Here is a 19,810-nt window from a genome sequence, read left to right on the forward strand (position 1 = left end):
TAGTTAACTCCTTAGTAATTCTTGAACCTAAAGACCAGCCGACTACTTTTTTACTAAATAAGTCTTCAATACTAGCAAGATAGAGCCATCCCTCATCGGTTGGTATATAGGTTATATCTCCAACCCACTTTTCATTTGGATTATTTGCACTAAAGTCTTGATTTAAAAGGTTAGGAGCAACTGGGTAGTTAAGATTCGAATTTGTTGTTGCTTTGTATTTTCTCTTTAATCTGCTTACAATTCCATTTTCGTTCATCAACCTCTTAATCCTTCTTCTTGAACAAAGTATTCCTTCTTTGATTAACAAGATTCTTTATGTATCCTATTTATTATTACAATTAAATCTTTATCTTTCTTCGTTCTATTACTTTCAGGTCGTTTTTGCCGTTCATACCTGCTATTGCTCGTTTTTCTCATTTGTATTTTTAGAGAATAAGAAAACCAGAAAATTTAATCCAACTCTTATATTCTCTGATGGTGTCTCGAAGGCAAAGTAAAACCCTAAAACTGCATTTACTACAGTTGGGGACTAAAGCTTACGGATAGATTTTACATTTAAAACTTTAAACTACTCTTTTTTTATTAACTTAAAACCATTATAATGTCAAATCGAAGTTTTCCAGGGTATTATCACTATAAAGGCATAAATAAAAACCGGAATAAATATATAGACTTTTATTCCGGCTCATTAATATTGAAGGTTTATATTTGAGCAAAGCTATAATCTTTCTTCAAATCCTCTGCTTACAACTTTTAAAATCATTCTTTTTTCAGGAAGTCGTATTGCCAGAGACTTCTCTGGTTGGCAACTTGTACATTTTTCATTACGGTTCTCTTTTAACTTTATTAACCTTCCACAAATGTAGTCGTTGAGCCAACTACAAACCCCTCATATTGCTTCATGGCATCCAATAAGCTGTTCAACTGCGAACTATTCATATCACGTATATAGGTACTTGCAGGCATCCCAGTTTTACTAACTATGTATCTTATATATGCAGCTGTATCATTTTCTGATGGTGGTGCATATTTATTCATCATTGCTTCAATGGTATAGTCCCTATATGTAGTGGTAATTAATGTCTTCTTTGCATTATAGCCTGTATCGTAATTAGGAAATATTGCAAATTGTCCATCAGTTCCAATAGCACCATTTGAAGAAGCAAAACTTCCATACTTTAGATTACCTGGGTTATTATTTCTCCATGATCGGCTACCTCCATAATTAATAGATACGAGTTTTCTGGAAGAATCAATATTTAATTCGTATCTAACCGCTATCTGGCCATTGTAAGTCGTAGAATATGCAGTAGTATAAGTTGTCGCAAACGCTGTCGCTGATACAATGAGCATGAACAAAGCTGTAATTGTCACCATCAATTTTCTTTTGTTTATTTCTAGTAATTTTTTCATATTTGAATCTCCTTTTTCGTATGTTTTTAAGTTTTTAATTAAATTTAGCTATCGCGATAAGCTATTTTGTTAAAAATTATATCATATATTGTAAAATAATTCAATATAATCCAATATATTATAATTAACTAAATTGTAATTTTAGATAAGAAAAACTGAAAATTCTGCGTAGCCGAAATAAAATAGGTTTCTGAATTTTGGAAGTAAAAAAGCCCCCGAAGTTGTATTTTTGCATACAGGAGGCTTACTTCAAAGATATTCACGATCAGATTATTTAATTACTTAACCTATAAAGACAACAATTGCTTTATCCTGAAATGCCTTTTCAAGCATTGTTTCTAGCCGTGTAACTCTTTCAACCATATAGCAGTTATCACCTTCGCTTAATTTGCTTTTTGACCATTCTTTAAGTTGGTAGGTTTCATTTAAGAAGTTGGGCAAATCTTCCTTTGTTAAATCTATTCCCACCGTAAGGCCTCTAAGCCAATGTAAGTTTAAGGTGTTAATAGCAACCATCATGTCAACAGTACAGTTATTATGAACAAGTAATCCATTACTACCGACAAAATAAGTATGGAAATCCGCTACGTTGAGGTATAAATTGGGTTCTACCCCTGTCCTGTTTTTCTTACTAAATTAAATGGATATATTCCTTCTTGTCTTTAATTATTTATCATTCGGAATAACATACACAGCTATATTTTTTGTCTTTTTCAATAGCCTTGTAATAGTAGATCCCCTTAGAAAGGTTTCAAGAGTTGTTCTTGCAGAGTGCCCAACAATTATTTGTGTTATATGTTTTTCCTGTGCAAATTTAGCAAGCTCTCCTGAAATACTTTCACCAATGAGTTCGGCAGTCTCAGCACCGAGCTGTTTTGCAAGAGCAAAATACTTATCAAGGGTTTCTTTGTGTTCTTTCTTATATCTAGGAGCAAATACATTTGTGCATTTTACACTAGCGACATACCAATCACATTTAAATCTCTTTGAAAGCCGTGCACCTATTCTTATGAGCTTTGTTGCCGACTTTCCTGTACTAATACATACCAGAACCTTTTCAGCAACTTGCCAATTATCTTTAATCCCATGTTCATTCATATATTCCAGCATGTCTTCGTCTACTTCTTCGGCAGTTTGTCTCAAAGCAATTTCTCTTAGTGCATTGAGGTTTCCCTTTCTAAAAAAATTCTTTAAAGCCTGATCTACTTTATCAAGCTTGTATACGCTTCCTCTTTTGAGTCTTTTTTGCAGGGCATCAGGAGTAATATCCACTACAACAATCTCATCTGCTTTTTCTACAACGATATCAGGAATTGTTTCACGTACTTTTATGCCAGTTATATCATAAACCATGTCATTAAGGCTCTCCAAATGCTGAACATTCAAAGTGGATATTACATCTATCCCATGGTTTAGGATCTCCTCAACATCTTCATATCTTTTAGCATATTTGGATCCAGGCACATTAGTATGTGCCAGTTCATCAACAAGGACAACCTGAGGACTTCTTTCAATAATAGCATCTGTGTCCATTTCCTCCATACTCATACCGTTATACAGGATATTTCTTCTAGGAATAATTTCAAGACTTCCTATTTGACTGTCTGTCTCAGCACGTTGATGGGATTCTACATAGCCAATTACGATATCCTTGCCTCTTTTATATCGTCTGTTTGCTTCATTAAGCATGGAATATGTCTTACCAACACCTGGAGCATATCCTAAGAATATTTTAAGGTGGCCTCTTTTTTGGTCATTTACTATCTCAAGAGCCTCTTCTGGTGTTAGTCTGTCTTTTTCGCTCATAATATAACCTCGTTGTAAATATATAGTTATTTTACTTCGTTTGCTATTAAATGAATATCAACATTGTTTAATTTTTTGATTAATTTACTTACAGTTGAACCTCTAAATATCAATTCAAATAAAGTCCTTCTGGGATAGCCTATAAAAATTTGGGTAATGTGTTTTTCGTTGCACCATTTAACAATTTCCTCAGTAACACTCTTCCCTTCTAGAGTAGCAACTTCAGCCCCTAATTGCTTTGCTAACTGAAAGTGGGTGTGTAAAAGTTGTCTATCTTTTAACGATTGCTTTTTAGCAAAACGGTTCGTACAGGTCACCGTGATTACATACCATTCGCACTTATAACGTTTTGCTATTCGGGCCCCTCTTCGAATAAGTTTTTTAGAGGATGGGCCTGCACTGATACATACAGTGATTCTTTCGGCAGTGTGCCAGTTATCCCTAATACCTTCCTTCTTCATGTACTCCGAAAGTTCTTCATCTACTTCTTCCGCAGTTTGTCTTAAGGTAAGCTCTCTTAAAGCATTTAGATTTACCTTTCTGAAAAAATTCTTAAGAGCATGAGTAACCTTTTCTGGATCATATATTTTTCCACGATTGAGCCTATTTTGGAGGGCATCAGGTGTAAGGTCCACTACTACAATTTCGTCAGCTTTATCCACTATATAATCTGGAATAGTCTCCTTTACTTTAATACCAGTGATTTGATAAACAACATCATTCAGGCTTTCAAGGTGTTGTATATTAAGAGTAGTAATTACATTTATTCCTTGGTTTAAAATTTCTTCTACATCCATATACCTTTTCTTGTTTTTTGAGCCAGGAGCATTTGTATGAGCAAGTTCATCAATTAGTACAACTTGTGGTTTTTTTGCAATAATAGACTCAGTGTCCATTTCATCCATTTCGGTTTTATTATAAAGAACTTTTTTTAGCGGAATTATTTCAAGATCACCTATTTGATCGTCTGTTTCAGTCCTGTTGTGCGATTCAACATAGCCAATAACTACATCCTGCCCATATTTTTTCCGCCGATTGCCCTCAGTAAGCATTGTATAGGTTTTTCCAACTCCTGGGGCATAACCTATAAAAATCTTAAGATGGCCCCTTTGTTCCTTATCCCAAATTGTTATAGGCTCGTTAATTGGCAATTTATCTTTATTTTCCATGACATTCTCCATAATTATTTATCTTCTATTTATTTTTAATAGCACTGGTTTCCTCATACTCATTAATATATCTATAAAGAGTTGCCCTGCTTACACCTATCAATTTTGCAAACTCTGTAGCGTTTATTTCTTGCTGATTTCACTTCTTATAATACTTTTCAAAATCTTTTGGTATAGTTCTTTCCGGCCTGCCAATAGCAATGCCACTTTTAGTTCCAAACTTTTTCGCCTTTTCAATTCCGTACCTTACTCTTTCAACAATGATTTCTCTTTCCATCTCCGCAACAGCTTCAAGGATAGCAAGTAAGAACTTATACATATTTCCGTCAGTACTGAAGCCTTCTTTTATAAAATGAACAGTAACACCCTTTTCTTTGAAATATTCAGTGATCTTGCGAAGATCATCAACGTTTCTACCAAGCCTGCTAATACTTTCAACATATATATTGTCACCCTTTATAGATTCGACCATAAGTTTATTTAACTGTGGTCTATCTGAGTTTTTTCCAGTAGCTTTATGAATATACTTCTTGTCAGACAAGCTGTTTGCTAATATCTAATCATATTCGAATAATCATTCGCAATCTTTAGGCTATCAAGAATTTGGCTTATTTGCCCTCGATGATGTGTTTGATGATTGAACACATGCAAAAGTAATTTCCCTTTCGTATAAGAATATGTATTCCGTTATTACACCTGCAAATATAATAATTATGGCACCTATTAATAATAAAATTTTTGAACTTGTTTTTGCTCTTTTCAAATACTTTACTCCTCTATTAAAATCTGCATTTTCCTATTCACTGTTCTTTCAATATGGAGGAAGCATTCTCCTAATAACATAAAATACAATTACAGGAATAAAAATAAGGTTTCGACATAGGCTCAGGCCCCAAAAAGGTTCTTTAATCTGAATTTCAGAAATTCTCTTGCTTCTATTACCAAGTACTTGTGCTATATCTTCAAAATACTTCGTGGGATATGGAAATAAGTAGAAGTTCTTTTGCAAGTCTTCCGGAATTCCTGCCGCTGTTACACTTCCTCCCAGAATACTTCCTAAAATAGCTGCTGTAGTATCAGTATCGCCACCACATTCGATCATTTCTATAATACTTCTTCTAAAGTCCCCCTTATAACTTAGCCATGAATGAATAACTACAGGAACAGTATGATATATATATCCGCTAATTCCTTTTTCTAATCCTATCCGTTTCACATATTCCTTAGAACTTTCTCCATTGTAAATACTCTTTACAACATCTTCAATAAGCTTAAGAAACTCGTTGCTTTCATAATCTATAAGAAGTTTTTTTAATCCCTCATGAAAACTTGAAGGTTCTACTGTCTTTTGTGTACTAGCAATAAAAGCAGCATATGCAATGGTTAAAGCACCAATTTCAGCTTTTGGATCAGTATGGGTAATCCTTGTAGAAATTCCCACCAGACTTTTCATTTTATCGTTATCATTACCATAAATAATTCCTATCAATGCACTCCTCATGGCAGGACCATTCCCAGCTGAAAAAACACCACTCTTTTTTGGTGAAAAACCAAAAAGCAATTTCACACATGCTCTTAACGATGCAAATCCAACCCCCAAAGGCATTGATATTATCCATTTTCTCAAGGATTTTGCAAGATGTTTTAAAAACATCACTTCATCTCCTGAGGAATGGTATAAAGCATGAGCAACCATCAGTGTATGCTCTGTATCATCAGAAATAAGGCTTTTGCCCATAAAAAACTTTTGACAATGGATATTTTTATAAAGTTTTTTTTGATGCTGTGCTGATAACCCTTCATATAATAATCCCAATGAATCCCCAACAGCCGCTCCCATTATTGATCCTAAAACTATTTCTTTCACAATTACTCAGATCTCCCCTCGGAAATTGATTATTCGATATTAAAAATCTTTAATGATGCGAATTATTAATCTTCAAAATATTTTATCATTGCACTTATTAAAATTAATAGTATGCTTACTATGAGTGAATAGTTGAAATAACTCTTAAATAGGTTATAACTCCAGCCATCTTCACCGATAATCCAGTATGCTATAGAATTATTAATTGAATAGCTTCCATCAATTAATGAAGTTGCACCAACAAAATTCAAACCAAGACATATGGTTACAATAATAGATATCATGGTCAATAAAGGTAAAGAGTTTGAGAGCTTAAACCCAGTGCCTTTTCTTTTCATCATAGAAAAGGTGTATATTCCCCAAACAACAAGAACTAAAATTACAAAAAGCAAAGAAATCCCTCCTCAAATCACAATTTAAATATTCCTTTTACTATACTTGAGAATCCCTGAAATATTCATTTGTAAGAACTATTAAATCACCATCCCAATCAGGTATATAAAGACTTCCATTGTAATAATCCATGCTGCAAATTTTAGGTAAGTTCAATTTTAAAGGATCAGTTTCTAGAGGGCTGTTACGCTCTTTAGGAGTAATAAATGTTTTCCCAGCAATTGTTGAAATAATATTTGTATATCTATCTATCATTCTTAATACATGGTTCTGTGTATCGCCAATATATATGTTACCTTTCTCATCTAGAGATAACGACCATGGACCATCAAATTCTTCATTAGGATTGCTTCCAAATGTCGCCTTTAGTGCACTGCCTCCATCACCAGAATACCCGGGTTTTCCTGTCCCTGCAATAGGAATCACGAGTTTCCTTCTAATATCAATCATTCTTACTGCATAATTTTTGCTATCCAATACATATATATTTCCTTCTGGCCCTAAACGAACATCATAAATCCAGTTGAATTGTACATCTCCAAACTTACATGCTTCATCCTGAAACCCCGTTTGACCGTTTCCAAGTGCCTGAATAGCATGTCCTTCTGCGGTAAACTGCCATATTCTACATCCCTGTATATCATTTATCCATATGTTGCCATCATGGTCAAGAACACAATTACCAACACTTGTTAGTCCAAATTCGTTACAGTCAATTAGAACTGCAATCTCCCAATTACTAGTATCCAATTTATATATTTTCTTATTTCCAGAACTCGATACCAATATCTTTCCTTCCGGAGTATCTGTAATATATACTGGATAAAGTAAGTCAAAGGTTATATGAAAAGGACTGTCTTCTATATGTTTACTTCCAGCTGTCCACCTTAAATTATTATCAGAATCTATACAACCAAACCAGCTTTCATTAGTGTTAATCGTATAGTTATTTCCCTGAGTATTATGAAACCCAAATTGGGCATATCCATCCTTCCATAACCCACCAAACTCAAAATTAATAATTTTTTTAATTTTCCAATTCACTTGTCTCCTCCTGAACTAACCAAATAGAACAAATTAAATTTATTACTTTGTGTAAAATAAACTTCAATGCCCTGCTTATTCAAATCCGTGAGTGCCGCTGTGCGGCCGGTGACACGGTTTGGTACTGATCTTCTATATGGAATGGCCAGCAGGGCAATTCTGCATGAATTTCTACCTGCACCTTCACGATCATGTGTTGATATACGTGGCCACATGGCCCTATATTCAGAGAAGCACAGAACGTAATTCTCTCATTCTTTAATGCCGTATTTATTCATAATCTTTTTCATTTCATCGCTCACAATTAAGAATTGTCCACCTTTATATGATGTCTCAAATATGTTTCCACCCCAGTATTGAAAATGTTGTAGGGCTCCACTTTTAAAGGAAAATGTAATTACAGTTCCTGTTGGTCCTTCTTTACGCCAATTACTTCGGTAAAAGCTAGCTCTCGACAGTGAGTTAACTAATTCTAATTTTTCACTTTCCATAAGTTGGATTTGAAAGCCTGTTATTTCAACATTATCAATCTTATCCCATTCAAAATCATCTCTCAATTGTTTCCATTTCACACTATCTGCAAAATTGTGATAATAATCACTTTGAGAAAACACAGAAAAACCTACTATAAGGATTAAAATTAATGTTACAGATATAAAGACTACCTTTTTCATGTCCCCCCCTTATTTAACTAAAAGTATATAATTCGACTCCTGTATACTGGGTATCATCGGTACTATGATAGTATCCGACTACCTTCATGGCATTTGCTTTTCTTGCTTCTTCAGCTTGTCAAGCATACTTCTTTCGAAGCCCTGATGGTTCTGCCTGAGTTCTCATACATTCATGATTTTCGACTAGGTAGTGCATTTGACCCCGGGTGAGTCTCTTTAGGCTTGCCATTAATGCCCAAATCAATACTGCTTTCCACACATTTGACTGCATCAGTCTCATCTAATACGGCACTTTTCGGGGCTCAATACATTTCACTGCTGGTTGCCAAGTCAGTCAATTCTACCTGACTGACTTTCTGTCTACGCTTAAAGTGCTTCGTTACCTAACACTTCCAAGACTCGATACAAGGCTGCTGGCTAAGCTTTGTCTTGACAGGGGTTACACCTGCTTGAATGTATGCCACTTCAGGACGCACCGGATGATAGACCCTCAAATAAACCTTCTATTGGATTCCTAATCCATATTTCCGTATGATATTTAATTCCTTTGCATTAAATAATCCTGCATCATACAAATTAATAAATTCTTGTGAAACACTTTGACCAAAAACTAAAATATCATCAGAATTAACTGTAACTTTTATACCATGATCAAACAAGGTTCTAATTGGATGATCTTTTATACTTTCCACTCGATTTAACATAACATTACTTGTAGGACATATATTTAACTGAATTTTATTATCTGAAAGCCAGTTCATTATTGCCGGAGACTTGTAAACAGAAATTCCATGTTGTATTTCATTTAACTCTAGCTCTTCAACCGCTTCTTTAACAGAATCTGCACAACCCCATTCGCCTACATGAGCTTTCAGCAAAAGTCCTTTTTCTTTGGCTTTTCGGTAAATTGGTTTAAAATTTTTGATTGGCTGAGCCATTTCATCTCCATACAAATCAATTGAAAAAAAACAATCCTTTTCTAGAAATGGTGCAATCCATTCCTCAAGCATGTTTACCGGACAATGCCTAGATAGACCAATTTGAAATCGAAATTCTATTTTTGGAGCAAACATTTCTTGCATTTCCTGAAATGTTTCAATTAACAGATTTACGTTACCGCCATAAAAATGTCCATTTGCCCAAACATCATCACCAATTTCCAAAACAGTGACACCATCATCATTTGCCTGAACAAAAGTAGCTTCAATCGCTAATCTTCTTTTATCAGTAGTACCGAAAATATCACCAATATTTTGCCCAACCCATGTGTGCATTTCATCCATGCTATGCAATTTATTACTTAGTTTAGGTATTGTAATACCTAAACGCTTATTAATATATTCTCTATTTCCACCGAGGAAAAAATGGTTATGTAAGTCTGATTTAGGAATCAATTTTAATGTTTGTATATCCCTATTCTCAATGGCACTAATAAATAACTTATCATAGTCTGACATCATATCCCATCCTTTACTTTAATCTTCAAAGCCCTTCTCAATCCATCTGTGCAGGACGCACGGATTTTTGCGTGGCATTTCATATATCGTTTGCATACAAGAAGCGACCTGTGATTCATTTCTACCCTTGTATGCGTTGTTATGCAAAGTCGCACCCCTAGTCTCAGAGGCCGACAGGACGCCATTAACAATCATCATTTTTTAACATCTATCTTATACTTTTTTACAAGCTGTAAATCCATCTTGTCATCAAATTTAAATTCCACATACTTAGCATCATCATCAACATTAAGTTATACATTAGTAGTTGTTCTTCCAATTTCTAAATCATCTGCATTATATGCTTTTGCTATTAATGTACTTTCAACAGCTTTCGATGCAATAAAATATACAGAAAAACCTTTTCCATCATTCAAAGTTTCTTGCTTAGAAACAGTTTTTGAAATACCAAGATCTGTTACTTCTTTAGATAGTTCAACCTCCACCATTAATTCTTTGTCTATACCTTGCCCTATTCCAGAAACAAATTTTGTTAACCCTTCTCCAACCTTATTTCCAGCATCCTTTTCGCCTTTCCTACAACCTACACATATAGTGCAAATTAAAGTAGCAACTAATAATACCCTTTTTATGAAATATTCCCCCAATGTTTATTTAGTATTAAGTTCTTCAAAAAATTATTTTATAAATCATTAATTAATCATCTTATCAGAACCATATTACGTTTATCAGAACAGAGGTTAAATCCCCGATCCTTACAAAGCCGTGCTTTCACCAACGCTGCAGGACGAGGCGGCTCGCTGCCTATATCGTGTACATGCCCGACGCCGTTTGAGCTGGACCCGCGAAGCAATCTTTATCCCCTTACTCAATCAAGTTTTTGTTATGATCTTGAATTTGTGATTCCATACTAATATATTTATTAATCTTTTCTACTACGTTAATAGCATCCGCAAGCGATTTCAAGTAACCGAAGCGTAATTTTTTACCTTTATAATTGAATTCACATTGAGTCCATATATCAGTTCTTCTCAAAAATTGATATGGTAGCAACGAATCTGAAGCAATAAAAGTTGACATATCTCGGTAATAAAATCTTTTTGTTACTCTAATTTTAAATAATGCCATTTTATAACTAAAGATTCCTCTCTTATTATCAAAAATCAAAATTTCCTTGCCAAAAGTATTAAATAACCAGTAGGTTACTCCATATCCACAAGATACGACTAAAAATACACCAAGAACTATGAACATTACTGAAGTATCTATATTTTTTAAAAATGCTAAGAATACAATATATATTAATGTCAAACCACAACTAAAACCAAGAAATACAAATATCAACATAGGCAAAATCCACTTTTGGCTATCTCTTACTGAAATTTGGATTTTTAGGTACTCGCTATTTTCATAGAAGTTAACGCTTTTCATTTTAATACCTCAACTTCGCTAAATTAAATATACATAAACTAACTTAAATCTTCATAGTCCCTACTTTCAAAATCGGTGCACGGATGCACCGACTTCCTCCCATGTAGTAGAACGTCTCGCATGGAAGACGTCGTTCGAACCAGCCCCAGTAGAAAGACCCGTGAGCGGCAGCTTGTCTGCCCCGCTAAGCAAGAACGGCAAGGATGCTGTGGCCTTACATAATCCTTACCTTAGCAAATACCTTTCTTTTTACAGAGCCTCTTTAATCTTCTTAATTCTCATTGCTTCATTCAGTACTTTTAGACTCCAATCTTTATCATCTTTAGATATAATTAATACATTGAAACCAAACTGTATTCCATTTTGTTTAACCGAAATATCATCATCAATATGTAAATCAATTCTAAATTTTGATGGTACTTTCGATGGCATAACTTCTTTTCTTGTTCCCTGAACAAATTCTTTATGAACCTTTTGATTTATAACATTACTCAACTTTATACGGTAAACGCCAAATAAGTGCTTTATATAACTAATACTTCTTTCTGATGTTGTATAAACACAAATATCAAATCCTAAAGATTTTAGTTCTTCACACAAAACTATTATTCCTTTTCGTAGCTTTTCTTTATAAAATAAAGCTTTAAAGCCCCTAACTGGCTTTTCATATATTGCATCCTTGTCAGTCAATATTAATGTATCATCTAAATCAAATGAAATCTTCATTTAAAACCTCACTGTTGTAGAAATTTCTTCAAAGGCATACCCTAAAACCCCGGCCATGGATGGCCGACAATGCGTGGTATTACACAGAACCGTTCGCCATTTGCGTCGTCGAAGAATCGGGCTTACAAAGCCCTTCTACTTTAGGCGGTGCTTGCACCTGATTGTTCGATGAGGGCAGAATTACTTCATACCTCTGCTCCAGAGAGCTTTCTTTGTGCCTTGCCCTTGATGTGCCCCTTAAACTATAAAATCCCAAAATTCAATCCCTAGTAAAAAACAATATTAACTTTCTCATACTACCTTTTATGTTCTGCAAGTGAGTTTTTATTCTCTTTCATAGCTTCTTCTATTTTGTTATATGTATTATCTGAAATTTCAACTACTGTCCGGTCTTGTTTTAATACAGTTCTACAGTCATCACCAGCTATCCATAATTTGGTTATTTCTTCTTCGTTTTTTGAAATAGTAATTTCATTATCAAAAGGACATGCTGCTGCAATTCCTTTAAAATCCTTGGAAGAAATAATAATAGGTTCTCCTTTAATACTACCAACATCATCTAATATTATATTTGATAAGTTATTACTTTTAACTTTAACTTCACCTTTATTATTTTTGATATGAACTAACATTTCATGTTCTTCTCTTTTTTCATCACTTCTTTTTGATAAACATGATGTAAATAGAGCTAATATACAAGCAATCAATATAACAATAATTACATTTTTCATAAACTAAAAATACTCCCTTTATTTAAGATAGCTATTTGCAATTCCCCCAATTGTCAAGACAATTTTTTTGTTGCTCTAAGTTAGGTCTCCTTTCTTTGTTTGTATTTTATGTTTCACTAGCTCGATTAGGTATCGAAATTTTGAAAATGTAGGGAGGGTGTAGCCCGAGGGGAATTTTCAAAATTTTGCCGCTTCGCGGGATGGACCTAAATAGCCGCTTTAATACTTCTGGCATTAAAATAGATATCTGCTGGTGTTTCATAGCCCAAGGATTCATGTGGTCTTACATTGTTATAGTATTCTATATAGTCCTTTGTAATCTGCTTTAATTTAGATCCAGCATCATAATCCTCCAGATAAAGCTTTTCCCATTTATATGACCTGAAAAACCGCTCTATCCTTTGATTATCTAGTGCTCGTCCCTTTCCATCCATAGAAATCTTGATGGAACCCCTTTTAAAAGGCTTATATATTTTTCGCTTGTAAATTGTGCCCCTTGGTCCCTATTAATTATTTCCGGTGTCCCATGTCTTTTAATAGCTTTTTTAATAGTGTCTGTTACAAAACCCGATATACTTAATTTCTTATTCGTTTTTTCGATCATTTTTATCCGGTCTTCACGGGGACAGGAATCGGCTAGATTTTTTTAAGCCAGGATACCTCATATGAGAGTTGTCCTATTTGCTTTAAAAGCTCATCTTTCTCCTTATCATGTGACTGTTTCACCTTTTCCACTTCATCACTTTCTTTGCTGAAGGCTCTGCCTGTATTCTGGATGAATTCCGCTTTCCATCGGCTAAGCTGGTTAGGATGCACTTCATAATATGCAGCTATTTCGGTAAGCGTTTTTTCTTCCCTTAAGACCTCAAGTACGATTTTTGCTTTTTGTTCCGGTTTGTAATTTCTTCTCTTTTCCATAACATAATTCTAACTTATTTTTGTGTGTTTGTCTGTACAGTTTTCTGGTATCATTATACCCCACTACTTCCTGACAAACCCGCTTTTTTAAATACATCAATTTTAAAACAAAGGTCAATTCTAAGAATTAAAGCTAAAGTTGTCGGGTGGTGTTCAATTGTAAAAAACGGCTCAATTATTTCAGAAGTCGCCCATATTTTGAATGGAGGACGTGGATTAGGAATCCAGGGAAGCCGCTCCCAATTACCTCCTTTGGGTAATCCATATTGCCGAATATCTTTCAAATCATCACCACCTATAATACAAAAAATTGGGATAAGCATTTTATAACTTGTTCGTACTTTATAAACTTTGCGACCTAATTAGAGTAATAAAATGTGCATTATCTAATTGTTGATATTATACACCATTACTATTAGTAACAAGTTGCTTAAATAAATAAATCTCATAATATGCGAGACTTTTAATCTCTTCATTTTGGTATTCTTTTATATAAACTTTATTCTTTTCAAGATGATGATAGTCAAATAAATCATTTTGGCATATCAAAGTTTCCATATCTCTCAGATAGTTGTAATTCTTCCTAAAAATAATTCCATTATATTGTTTGAAAAGCCAAGGTGCGGTTGTATACATAAGAAAACTATCAACCCGATTTATGATACTCATTATAAATAATGGCATTGAACCTTGTATACCGCTTTCAATGATTGTATATTTTCTTTTTTCCATAATAGAATCTATATAATTAAATGCATCGTTTTTTGCTTGTTGTAGGCATATAGATTCACATTTATTGAATTCTTGTTTATACATCCTGCAAATATCACAATAAGAAATATCTGGGTTTTGTGATATAATATCATATATCGGAGGGGTAATAAACTTGTAAAATATATCTCCATAATTTGAAAAGAACTTTCTGTTCAGCATTACAGGAATTACACAAGTTTGTGACATATTTTCCAAATGCTTAAAATTCAAGTATAATAGAAGTGTATCCCGCAATAAAAATATTAGGTCATTATTAAATTTGTTATTTTCCCGTATCCATTGTGCATATCTATGCATTTCGTTTAATACAAGAGTCGTTTTTTCTACCCAATCTTGAGATGCAATTTGTTTTATTACGTCAAAATTTATATCATTTGGACTAATATTTCTCAGAATATTTAAGTAGTCATTTAGCTCGTAAATTTTAACTGGACAAGTATCTTTTTCAAAATGAAAAGATACCTTTTTAGGGAATAAATAAAAAAGGTTTTCCTCTTTACCATTTAAAATAGTTAATCCTCTATTAATAACAGTATCTAATCTATTAATAGCATCTAATCCTATACAAAAAGCATCATATGTATCTTTATATCCTTCTTCTTTATTATCATTCAAAAATTTTTTTAGTGACGATGCTTCACTTAATGTATTCAATAAAGTATCCTTATCTAATTGGCTAAATTCTAAACTTTCATAATGCAGCAATTTATCTATATAATAATTATATATGTAATCGAAAAAGTCCAATACCATCCCTCCTTATTATTAATAAATATGCTCTTCTGGAATTTATGTTATATCCTGTTAATCCATAAGTTAAGTTTACGAAAAAATATATTACGTTAGCATAATATAACTAATGTGAACTTACTAAACTTCAAAGCCTAACCCGAGAACCGTGACAAGGATGTCACGGCAATTGCACCTAGCTTTCATATATCGTGTGTATCTGAGACGTCGATGAATTGGACCCATAAGGAATACCCGTGAGCGGCGTAAGCCCGATGAATCGATGTGGGCAGAATGACCCGTAAGCATGCCCTTTACTCAGATACTTTGATATGTGAAGGCCAGGTGCCCCGCGAAGCCGAAGCCGCACGGACGCGGCCCTTAAGAAAAACTACATCAGCCACTTTGTTTCGCTTTATATAAAGATTGCGAACCAACTTTACTTGGCATTAATGCTTATACTGCACTATAGCAATCTACTTGTCCCTTATCACTTAACAAAATCATTTTGTCCTCTGTAAAAACAATATCACGTGCATAGGACACCACTTTTTCTTTAAAGATTTCATCTCCACTTGTCATATCCAATTTATAAAAGTAATTATCCTCAGAAGATAGGTATACGAAACTATTTAAAATTACTACTCTTGAACTAATTGTATCACTAGCTTTATATTCCCATATTTTATTAATCTTAGATTTTTCCGTAACAAATTCCAAGCAGTACACCATACCAAAATCATTACCGATGAAAATCTTATTATCTTTGATAATTGGCTCTCGGTATATAGCACCGCCTGTATCAAAGTTTGTAATTTCTCTACCAGATGAACTTTCTAAAACATAAACGATGCCGTTTGTTGCACAAACAATAATTAAAGTGCCTAAGAGAAAAGCAGCAGACTTAAAATAAAGATTTTCTCCAAAAGTCCATTTGATTTTTTGTTTTATTAAGTCAAAACAATAGAAATACCCATCACTCAATCCATGATAAATAAAGTCCTCTTTTACAAGTATATGGCAACTTGAATGATTGGAAGGATGCTGGTAAGTCCACAAGACATTCCCTGTTGATTTATCAATATTAAATAGCTCTCCATTAAATGCTAGTATGCTCTTGTCAGTAACACCAATATGCCAATCTGGGTTTCGGTCTCCAAATTTACATTCCCATTTTATTGACAAATCTATATAATCAATACAATACAAGATTGCATTGAATGAGTTAATATATAAATACTCGTTATCAAACAAAACAGTGTTTCTGATAAGATGAGGAACTACTAAAATGATATTTTCTGCACCAGTATCTAAATCTACGGCAATCAACTGACTTTCATAAAAACCACCTTTGTCATATTTCACGGCAAAAAATAGTTTGTTGTCCAATACCACTCCTTTATCAGATATCATTGGTTGTCTGATTCCCTTTATTTTATAATTAAATAACGGTTTTTTCATTTCATTTACATCCCCTTATATAAATTCTATACTTCCCAATCTCCAACTTATTGGTGCTGCGTGATTTAAAACTAACGCGAACTAAAAAACTTCAAAGCCTTACCCAAAAACCGTGACAAGGATGTCACGGAAATTGCACCTAGCTTTCATATATCGTCCCGCATGGCTGAAGTTCCAGAGCTGGACCCTTTAGAAAGACCCGTGAGCGTGCTTGCACCGGCGATGGAATTTGGTGCGGCATTCTTCATGCTCCTGCTCCAGAGAATTTACTTCGTGATCTTCTAACCCGCACCTTTACTGCCATGCATTGTTCTCTGATGTGCGGCGGGCCCGCGTAGCCAGAGCAGCACGGATGCTGCACTTAAATTCAGTTTACGGAAAAGATATCTGATACTTTAAGTATGATCTTCTAAAATCGCCACACAAGTCTTTTCTTCTTTCATTAATAACAGGATGGAATTCAAACTCTTTTAATGTTTCATAAAAAGTACCTTCTTCTCCAAATTCATCTTTAGATGCTATAGGATAAACTTCAGCTATAAGTTTTTTAACGTTTATTCCTTTTTCTTCAGCAGAAATATAAATATCTGATAAAGCGGTTAATGTATCCCTATAATCAAAATTACCATTCTCGATTATTAGTGCAACAAATCCCTTTTTTGCATTTATAAATTCTCCTACCTGTAATTTCTCAGCTACAAAATAAGCATAAGTAAACAAATAACTCATAACAACGTTATTACTTTGTATCTGTTTTCTAACATATTCTCTTTGGGCATCACTATTGTCAATATATAGCACACATAATTTATCAATTAGCTCAATAATACACTCAAAACTACTTGAAAGTCTCTGCTTTTCTAAATATTCATTTACCTCTTTTTTAAACATATCAAAGCAATAATCTTCAGAACCTAACATACTAGATTTCTTTTCAACATATTCGCTTACACCATCATACCATGCCGAATAATGCTTATGGTAAGATTCAAGCTGTTTAACAATCTCAATAATATCCATACTTACTTATCACTCCAAAATATAAATCTACAAAGCCTTTCTTTAAAACTTGCACCCATGGATGGGTGCATTTTCCGCCGCATTTCCAGAGAACATCCCATATCTGTAATAATTACGCCTATGCAAAAAGGCCTGATGCAATACCGTAAAAACTTTCGTATATGCAGCTATGAATTTACTCGTAATAAAACAACTATATTCATAGAATATTTTATCAGATTATATACATATAAGTCCAATTATTTAAATAAAAAAGGACTCTCAATGAGGATCCCGTTATAAATCGAGCTGCATCGCTTAATAAAAACGCGACATCGTTATCTAATACACCTTTAAAGCTACAATAGTCAGATTCACCCATTGTTACAGCAATGCTTGGTATGGCAGTTATGGAAATGATACTGCTGGCACTATTACATGCTTACCTCTAAAGTGATGTGATTTTCCTGATCAAGCTTATCTGAATTTCCTTCAACAAATACTACACAATTATGTATTTTTTCTGTTTTTCATCTTAGAAGCACACCAATATATTACTATTCCTAAAAAAGCCCCTGTACTATCAATAACTACATCGGTTACTTGTGTACTTCTGCCCGGCACATACATCTGGTGTATTTCATCCGATGCTGCGTAAACAATACAAATTAACTGTGCTAACAAGAAACTCATGTGCCGATTGGTTCCACTGCGTCTCAATGCATTAAATACAAGTACTCCCAGAATTAAATATGCAATAAAATGGGCATTCTTGCGTACTAGATGATTTAAACTTTCCAGATTAATGTCTAAATTGGAATCAACTTTCTTAACAACATTATCAATTATCTCTGTTATACCTGTGCTTAATTGGTTGGATTGCTCGGCAACCTGGGACGAGAGGTTAAAAATAAGCAGCATCCAAAGAAACACAGATATCCAGGAAAGAATTTTTCTCATCTACTAGTGTCCTTTCATATAGTGACCTTTTATTGAGGGTGGTTTTATATGAGTCCCCTTATACGCTTCAAAATATAAATTACAAGCCTTCTAATTCTTTTTATAAAACCATAATGTGTATATTTTTTTGTTATATAATTGAAACCGTGATGCAGATAATCGCTCCAGAATTCAGCCCTTTGAGGATTAATAGGTGTTGGGGAGTGAAGATTGTTCTGCCTTGATGCACAATCATTAATATTGCTTTTAATATATTCCATACAATCCGCTGATTCTAAAAAAACTTCTTTGCCTTTATTTGTATTAATTAATATAGCTGAAACTCCCAGCTTATCATAGAACTTTGGAAAGTATTTTTCTACTCCCCAATAATCAGCAATTGTTATGTCTGCAGGTCTTGCAATGCATGCGTATTTGCAGTTATAGCAAGAAGGTCTTAGACATAAATCAGAATAAAACAACTCTTTATGTGCTTGTGACAACCTTGAAGTATAATCATTTCTTCCATTTTCAAATACAGCTTCTTCAGTATGCCCCCAACCATTTACCTTTGAACGAAAGAAATATTGTTTTATCTTGCTTCTATTTTTCTTTTCCAGGTAAAAAATATAATCTTTGAAAATATTGGGACTTGGCACTCCATGGCATATGAGATCTACAGTTATTAGTTTTTTGGTATCTACATGGGCATTTTTTAAATAACTTATTAGTCCGGCTGCCTGGCATCCTGTTCCTGTAAATAAAACAATTCTATCATTTGTTAAGTCTTCCTTTATATCAATGAATGCATTATTTAAGTCACTTTGAACATACTTGGAACCCCTTAACTCATCTCGTTCTTTTGTGGTTTGAGCTCTTTTATGAACGACTCGAAAGCTTTCATCATAAGCTGCCCCGTAAACCACACCGTTTTTTAATAGGATATGATCAGATATTGCGGTAAATGCCCCCCCGGATGAACTTTTTTTTCTGACATCATCATCTTTATGTTTGGCAGCGTAGACTTCCGGCACTCTAATGCTATCAGCTGTATAGTTTTTATTCTGAAAAGCACAAATCCTTTTGCAAAGTCCACAGCTAATACATTGCTCGTGATTTATATCAGGATATAAAAACCCTTCTTCATCTGCAATCATGTTTATGGATTGTACAGGACATATACACTTACAAGCTGTGCATCCACAACAAACTTTTTTATTATCATATACAGTCTGCATTATTACAACACCTTTTCCTATATTTTTACAACTTTCTACTT

General features: G+C 33.9%; 26 protein-coding genes and 1 pseudogene. All 27 read right to left on the minus strand.

Features of this window, described 5'->3' with window-relative positions:
- Window positions 1-256, minus strand: a 256-nt coding sequence (locus VIO64_RS02545) for a DDE-type integrase/transposase/recombinase (protein ID WP_414705225.1), incomplete at its 3' end; no start/stop codon positions are given.
- A 590-nt stretch (window positions 257-846) separates the two neighbouring features.
- Window positions 847-1,413 carry a hypothetical protein gene (locus VIO64_RS02550; RefSeq protein WP_331914836.1) on the minus strand — a complete coding sequence of 189 codons (567 nt, stop codon included), beginning with the start codon at window positions 1,411-1,413 and terminating at the stop codon, window positions 847-849.
- A gap of 282 nt (window positions 1,414-1,695) precedes the next feature.
- On the minus strand, window positions 1,696-1,881 hold the full coding sequence (locus VIO64_RS02555; protein WP_331914838.1) for a hypothetical protein: 186 nt from the start codon (window positions 1,879-1,881) through the stop codon (window positions 1,696-1,698).
- 198 nt (window positions 1,882-2,079) lie between these two features.
- Window positions 2,080-3,219 carry a universal stress protein gene (locus tag VIO64_RS02560; protein WP_331914839.1) on the minus strand — a complete coding sequence of 380 codons (1,140 nt, stop codon included), beginning with the start codon at window positions 3,217-3,219 and terminating at the stop codon, window positions 2,080-2,082.
- A gap of 26 nt (window positions 3,220-3,245) precedes the next feature.
- Window positions 3,246-4,388, minus strand: a complete 1,143-nt coding sequence (locus VIO64_RS02565; protein ID WP_331914841.1) for a sensor protein KdpD — start codon at window positions 4,386-4,388, stop codon at window positions 3,246-3,248.
- Window positions 4,389-4,413: 25 nt separating this feature from the next.
- A complete protein-coding gene (locus tag VIO64_RS23000) occupies window positions 4,414-4,515 on the minus strand; it encodes a helix-turn-helix domain-containing protein (RefSeq protein ID WP_414705226.1) in 102 nt (33 codons plus the stop codon).
- Between the two features lie 12 nt (window positions 4,516-4,527).
- On the minus strand, window positions 4,528-4,929 hold the full coding sequence (locus tag VIO64_RS02570; RefSeq protein ID WP_331914843.1) for a recombinase family protein: 402 nt from the start codon (window positions 4,927-4,929) through the stop codon (window positions 4,528-4,530).
- An 8-nt stretch (window positions 4,930-4,937) separates the two neighbouring features.
- The gene (locus tag VIO64_RS23005) at window positions 4,938-5,033 is read right to left on the minus strand and encodes a hypothetical protein (protein ID WP_414705227.1); all 96 of its coding nucleotides are present in this window, start codon (window positions 5,031-5,033) and stop codon (window positions 4,938-4,940) included.
- Window positions 5,034-5,199: 166 nt separating this feature from the next.
- Window positions 5,200-6,255 (minus strand): ADP-ribosylglycohydrolase family protein, encoded by a 1,056-nt coding sequence (locus VIO64_RS02580; RefSeq protein WP_331914847.1) that lies wholly within the window; start codon window positions 6,253-6,255, stop codon window positions 5,200-5,202.
- Between the two features lie 65 nt (window positions 6,256-6,320).
- Window positions 6,321-6,647: a hypothetical protein gene (locus VIO64_RS02585; RefSeq protein ID WP_331914849.1), complete on the minus strand. Its 327-nt coding sequence runs from the start codon at window positions 6,645-6,647 to the stop codon at window positions 6,321-6,323.
- Between the two features lie 40 nt (window positions 6,648-6,687).
- Window positions 6,688-7,692 (minus strand): hypothetical protein, encoded by a 1,005-nt coding sequence (locus VIO64_RS02590; RefSeq protein WP_331914851.1) that lies wholly within the window; start codon window positions 7,690-7,692, stop codon window positions 6,688-6,690.
- Complete coding sequence (locus tag VIO64_RS02595) at window positions 7,689-7,907, minus strand: hypothetical protein (protein WP_331914853.1); 219 nt, start codon at window positions 7,905-7,907, stop codon at window positions 7,689-7,691. The genes VIO64_RS02590 and VIO64_RS02595 overlap by 4 nt, the downstream gene beginning before the upstream one ends.
- A 36-nt stretch (window positions 7,908-7,943) precedes the next feature.
- A complete protein-coding gene (locus tag VIO64_RS02600) occupies window positions 7,944-8,366 on the minus strand; it encodes a hypothetical protein (RefSeq protein WP_331914855.1) in 423 nt (140 codons plus the stop codon).
- A gap of 503 nt (window positions 8,367-8,869) precedes the next feature.
- Window positions 8,870-9,823 carry an adenosine deaminase gene (locus VIO64_RS02605; RefSeq protein ID WP_331914857.1) on the minus strand — a complete coding sequence of 318 codons (954 nt, stop codon included), beginning with the start codon at window positions 9,821-9,823 and terminating at the stop codon, window positions 8,870-8,872.
- Window positions 9,824-10,116: 293 nt separating this feature from the next.
- Complete coding sequence (locus tag VIO64_RS02610) at window positions 10,117-10,470, minus strand: hypothetical protein (protein ID WP_331914859.1); 354 nt, start codon at window positions 10,468-10,470, stop codon at window positions 10,117-10,119.
- 53 nt (window positions 10,471-10,523) lie between these two features.
- Window positions 10,524-10,676, minus strand: coding sequence for a hypothetical protein (locus VIO64_RS02615; RefSeq protein WP_331914861.1), 153 nt, complete (start codon window positions 10,674-10,676; stop codon window positions 10,524-10,526).
- An 11-nt stretch (window positions 10,677-10,687) separates the two neighbouring features.
- A complete protein-coding gene (locus VIO64_RS02620) occupies window positions 10,688-11,254 on the minus strand; it encodes a hypothetical protein (protein WP_331914863.1) in 567 nt (188 codons plus the stop codon).
- Between the two features lie 249 nt (window positions 11,255-11,503).
- The gene (locus VIO64_RS02625; protein WP_331914865.1) at window positions 11,504-11,980 is read right to left on the minus strand and encodes an HAD family hydrolase; all 477 of its coding nucleotides are present in this window, start codon (window positions 11,978-11,980) and stop codon (window positions 11,504-11,506) included.
- 79 nt (window positions 11,981-12,059) lie between these two features.
- Entirely contained in the window at window positions 12,060-12,236 is a 177-nt protein-coding gene (locus VIO64_RS02630; protein ID WP_331914867.1) for a hypothetical protein, read from the minus strand.
- A gap of 40 nt (window positions 12,237-12,276) precedes the next feature.
- A complete protein-coding gene (locus VIO64_RS02635) occupies window positions 12,277-12,711 on the minus strand; it encodes a hypothetical protein (RefSeq protein WP_331914869.1) in 435 nt (144 codons plus the stop codon).
- Window positions 12,712-12,917: 206 nt separating this feature from the next.
- Window positions 12,918-13,629: pseudogene (locus tag VIO64_RS02640) on the minus strand (integrase core domain-containing protein).
- A gap of 53 nt (window positions 13,630-13,682) precedes the next feature.
- Window positions 13,683-13,913 (minus strand): hypothetical protein, encoded by a 231-nt coding sequence (locus VIO64_RS02645; protein ID WP_331914871.1) that lies wholly within the window; start codon window positions 13,911-13,913, stop codon window positions 13,683-13,685.
- A 115-nt stretch (window positions 13,914-14,028) separates the two neighbouring features.
- A complete protein-coding gene (locus VIO64_RS02650; protein ID WP_331914873.1) occupies window positions 14,029-15,150 on the minus strand; it encodes a hypothetical protein in 1,122 nt (373 codons plus the stop codon).
- Between the two features lie 438 nt (window positions 15,151-15,588).
- Complete coding sequence (locus VIO64_RS02655; protein ID WP_331914875.1) at window positions 15,589-16,593, minus strand: PQQ-binding-like beta-propeller repeat protein; 1,005 nt, start codon at window positions 16,591-16,593, stop codon at window positions 15,589-15,591.
- Window positions 16,594-16,965: 372 nt separating this feature from the next.
- Window positions 16,966-17,613 (minus strand): hypothetical protein, encoded by a 648-nt coding sequence (locus tag VIO64_RS02660; protein ID WP_331914877.1) that lies wholly within the window; start codon window positions 17,611-17,613, stop codon window positions 16,966-16,968.
- Between the two features lie 489 nt (window positions 17,614-18,102).
- Complete coding sequence (locus VIO64_RS02665) at window positions 18,103-18,552, minus strand: VanZ family protein (RefSeq protein ID WP_331914879.1); 450 nt, start codon at window positions 18,550-18,552, stop codon at window positions 18,103-18,105.
- A 44-nt stretch (window positions 18,553-18,596) separates the two neighbouring features.
- Window positions 18,597-19,769, minus strand: a complete 1,173-nt coding sequence (locus tag VIO64_RS02670) for a Coenzyme F420 hydrogenase/dehydrogenase, beta subunit C-terminal domain (RefSeq protein WP_331914881.1) — start codon at window positions 19,767-19,769, stop codon at window positions 18,597-18,599.
- Window positions 19,770-19,810 lie beyond the last annotated feature (41 nt).

The sequence above is a fragment of the Pseudobacteroides sp. genome (assembly GCF_036567765.1).
Taxonomy (GTDB): domain Bacteria; phylum Bacillota; class Clostridia; order Acetivibrionales; family DSM-2933; genus Pseudobacteroides.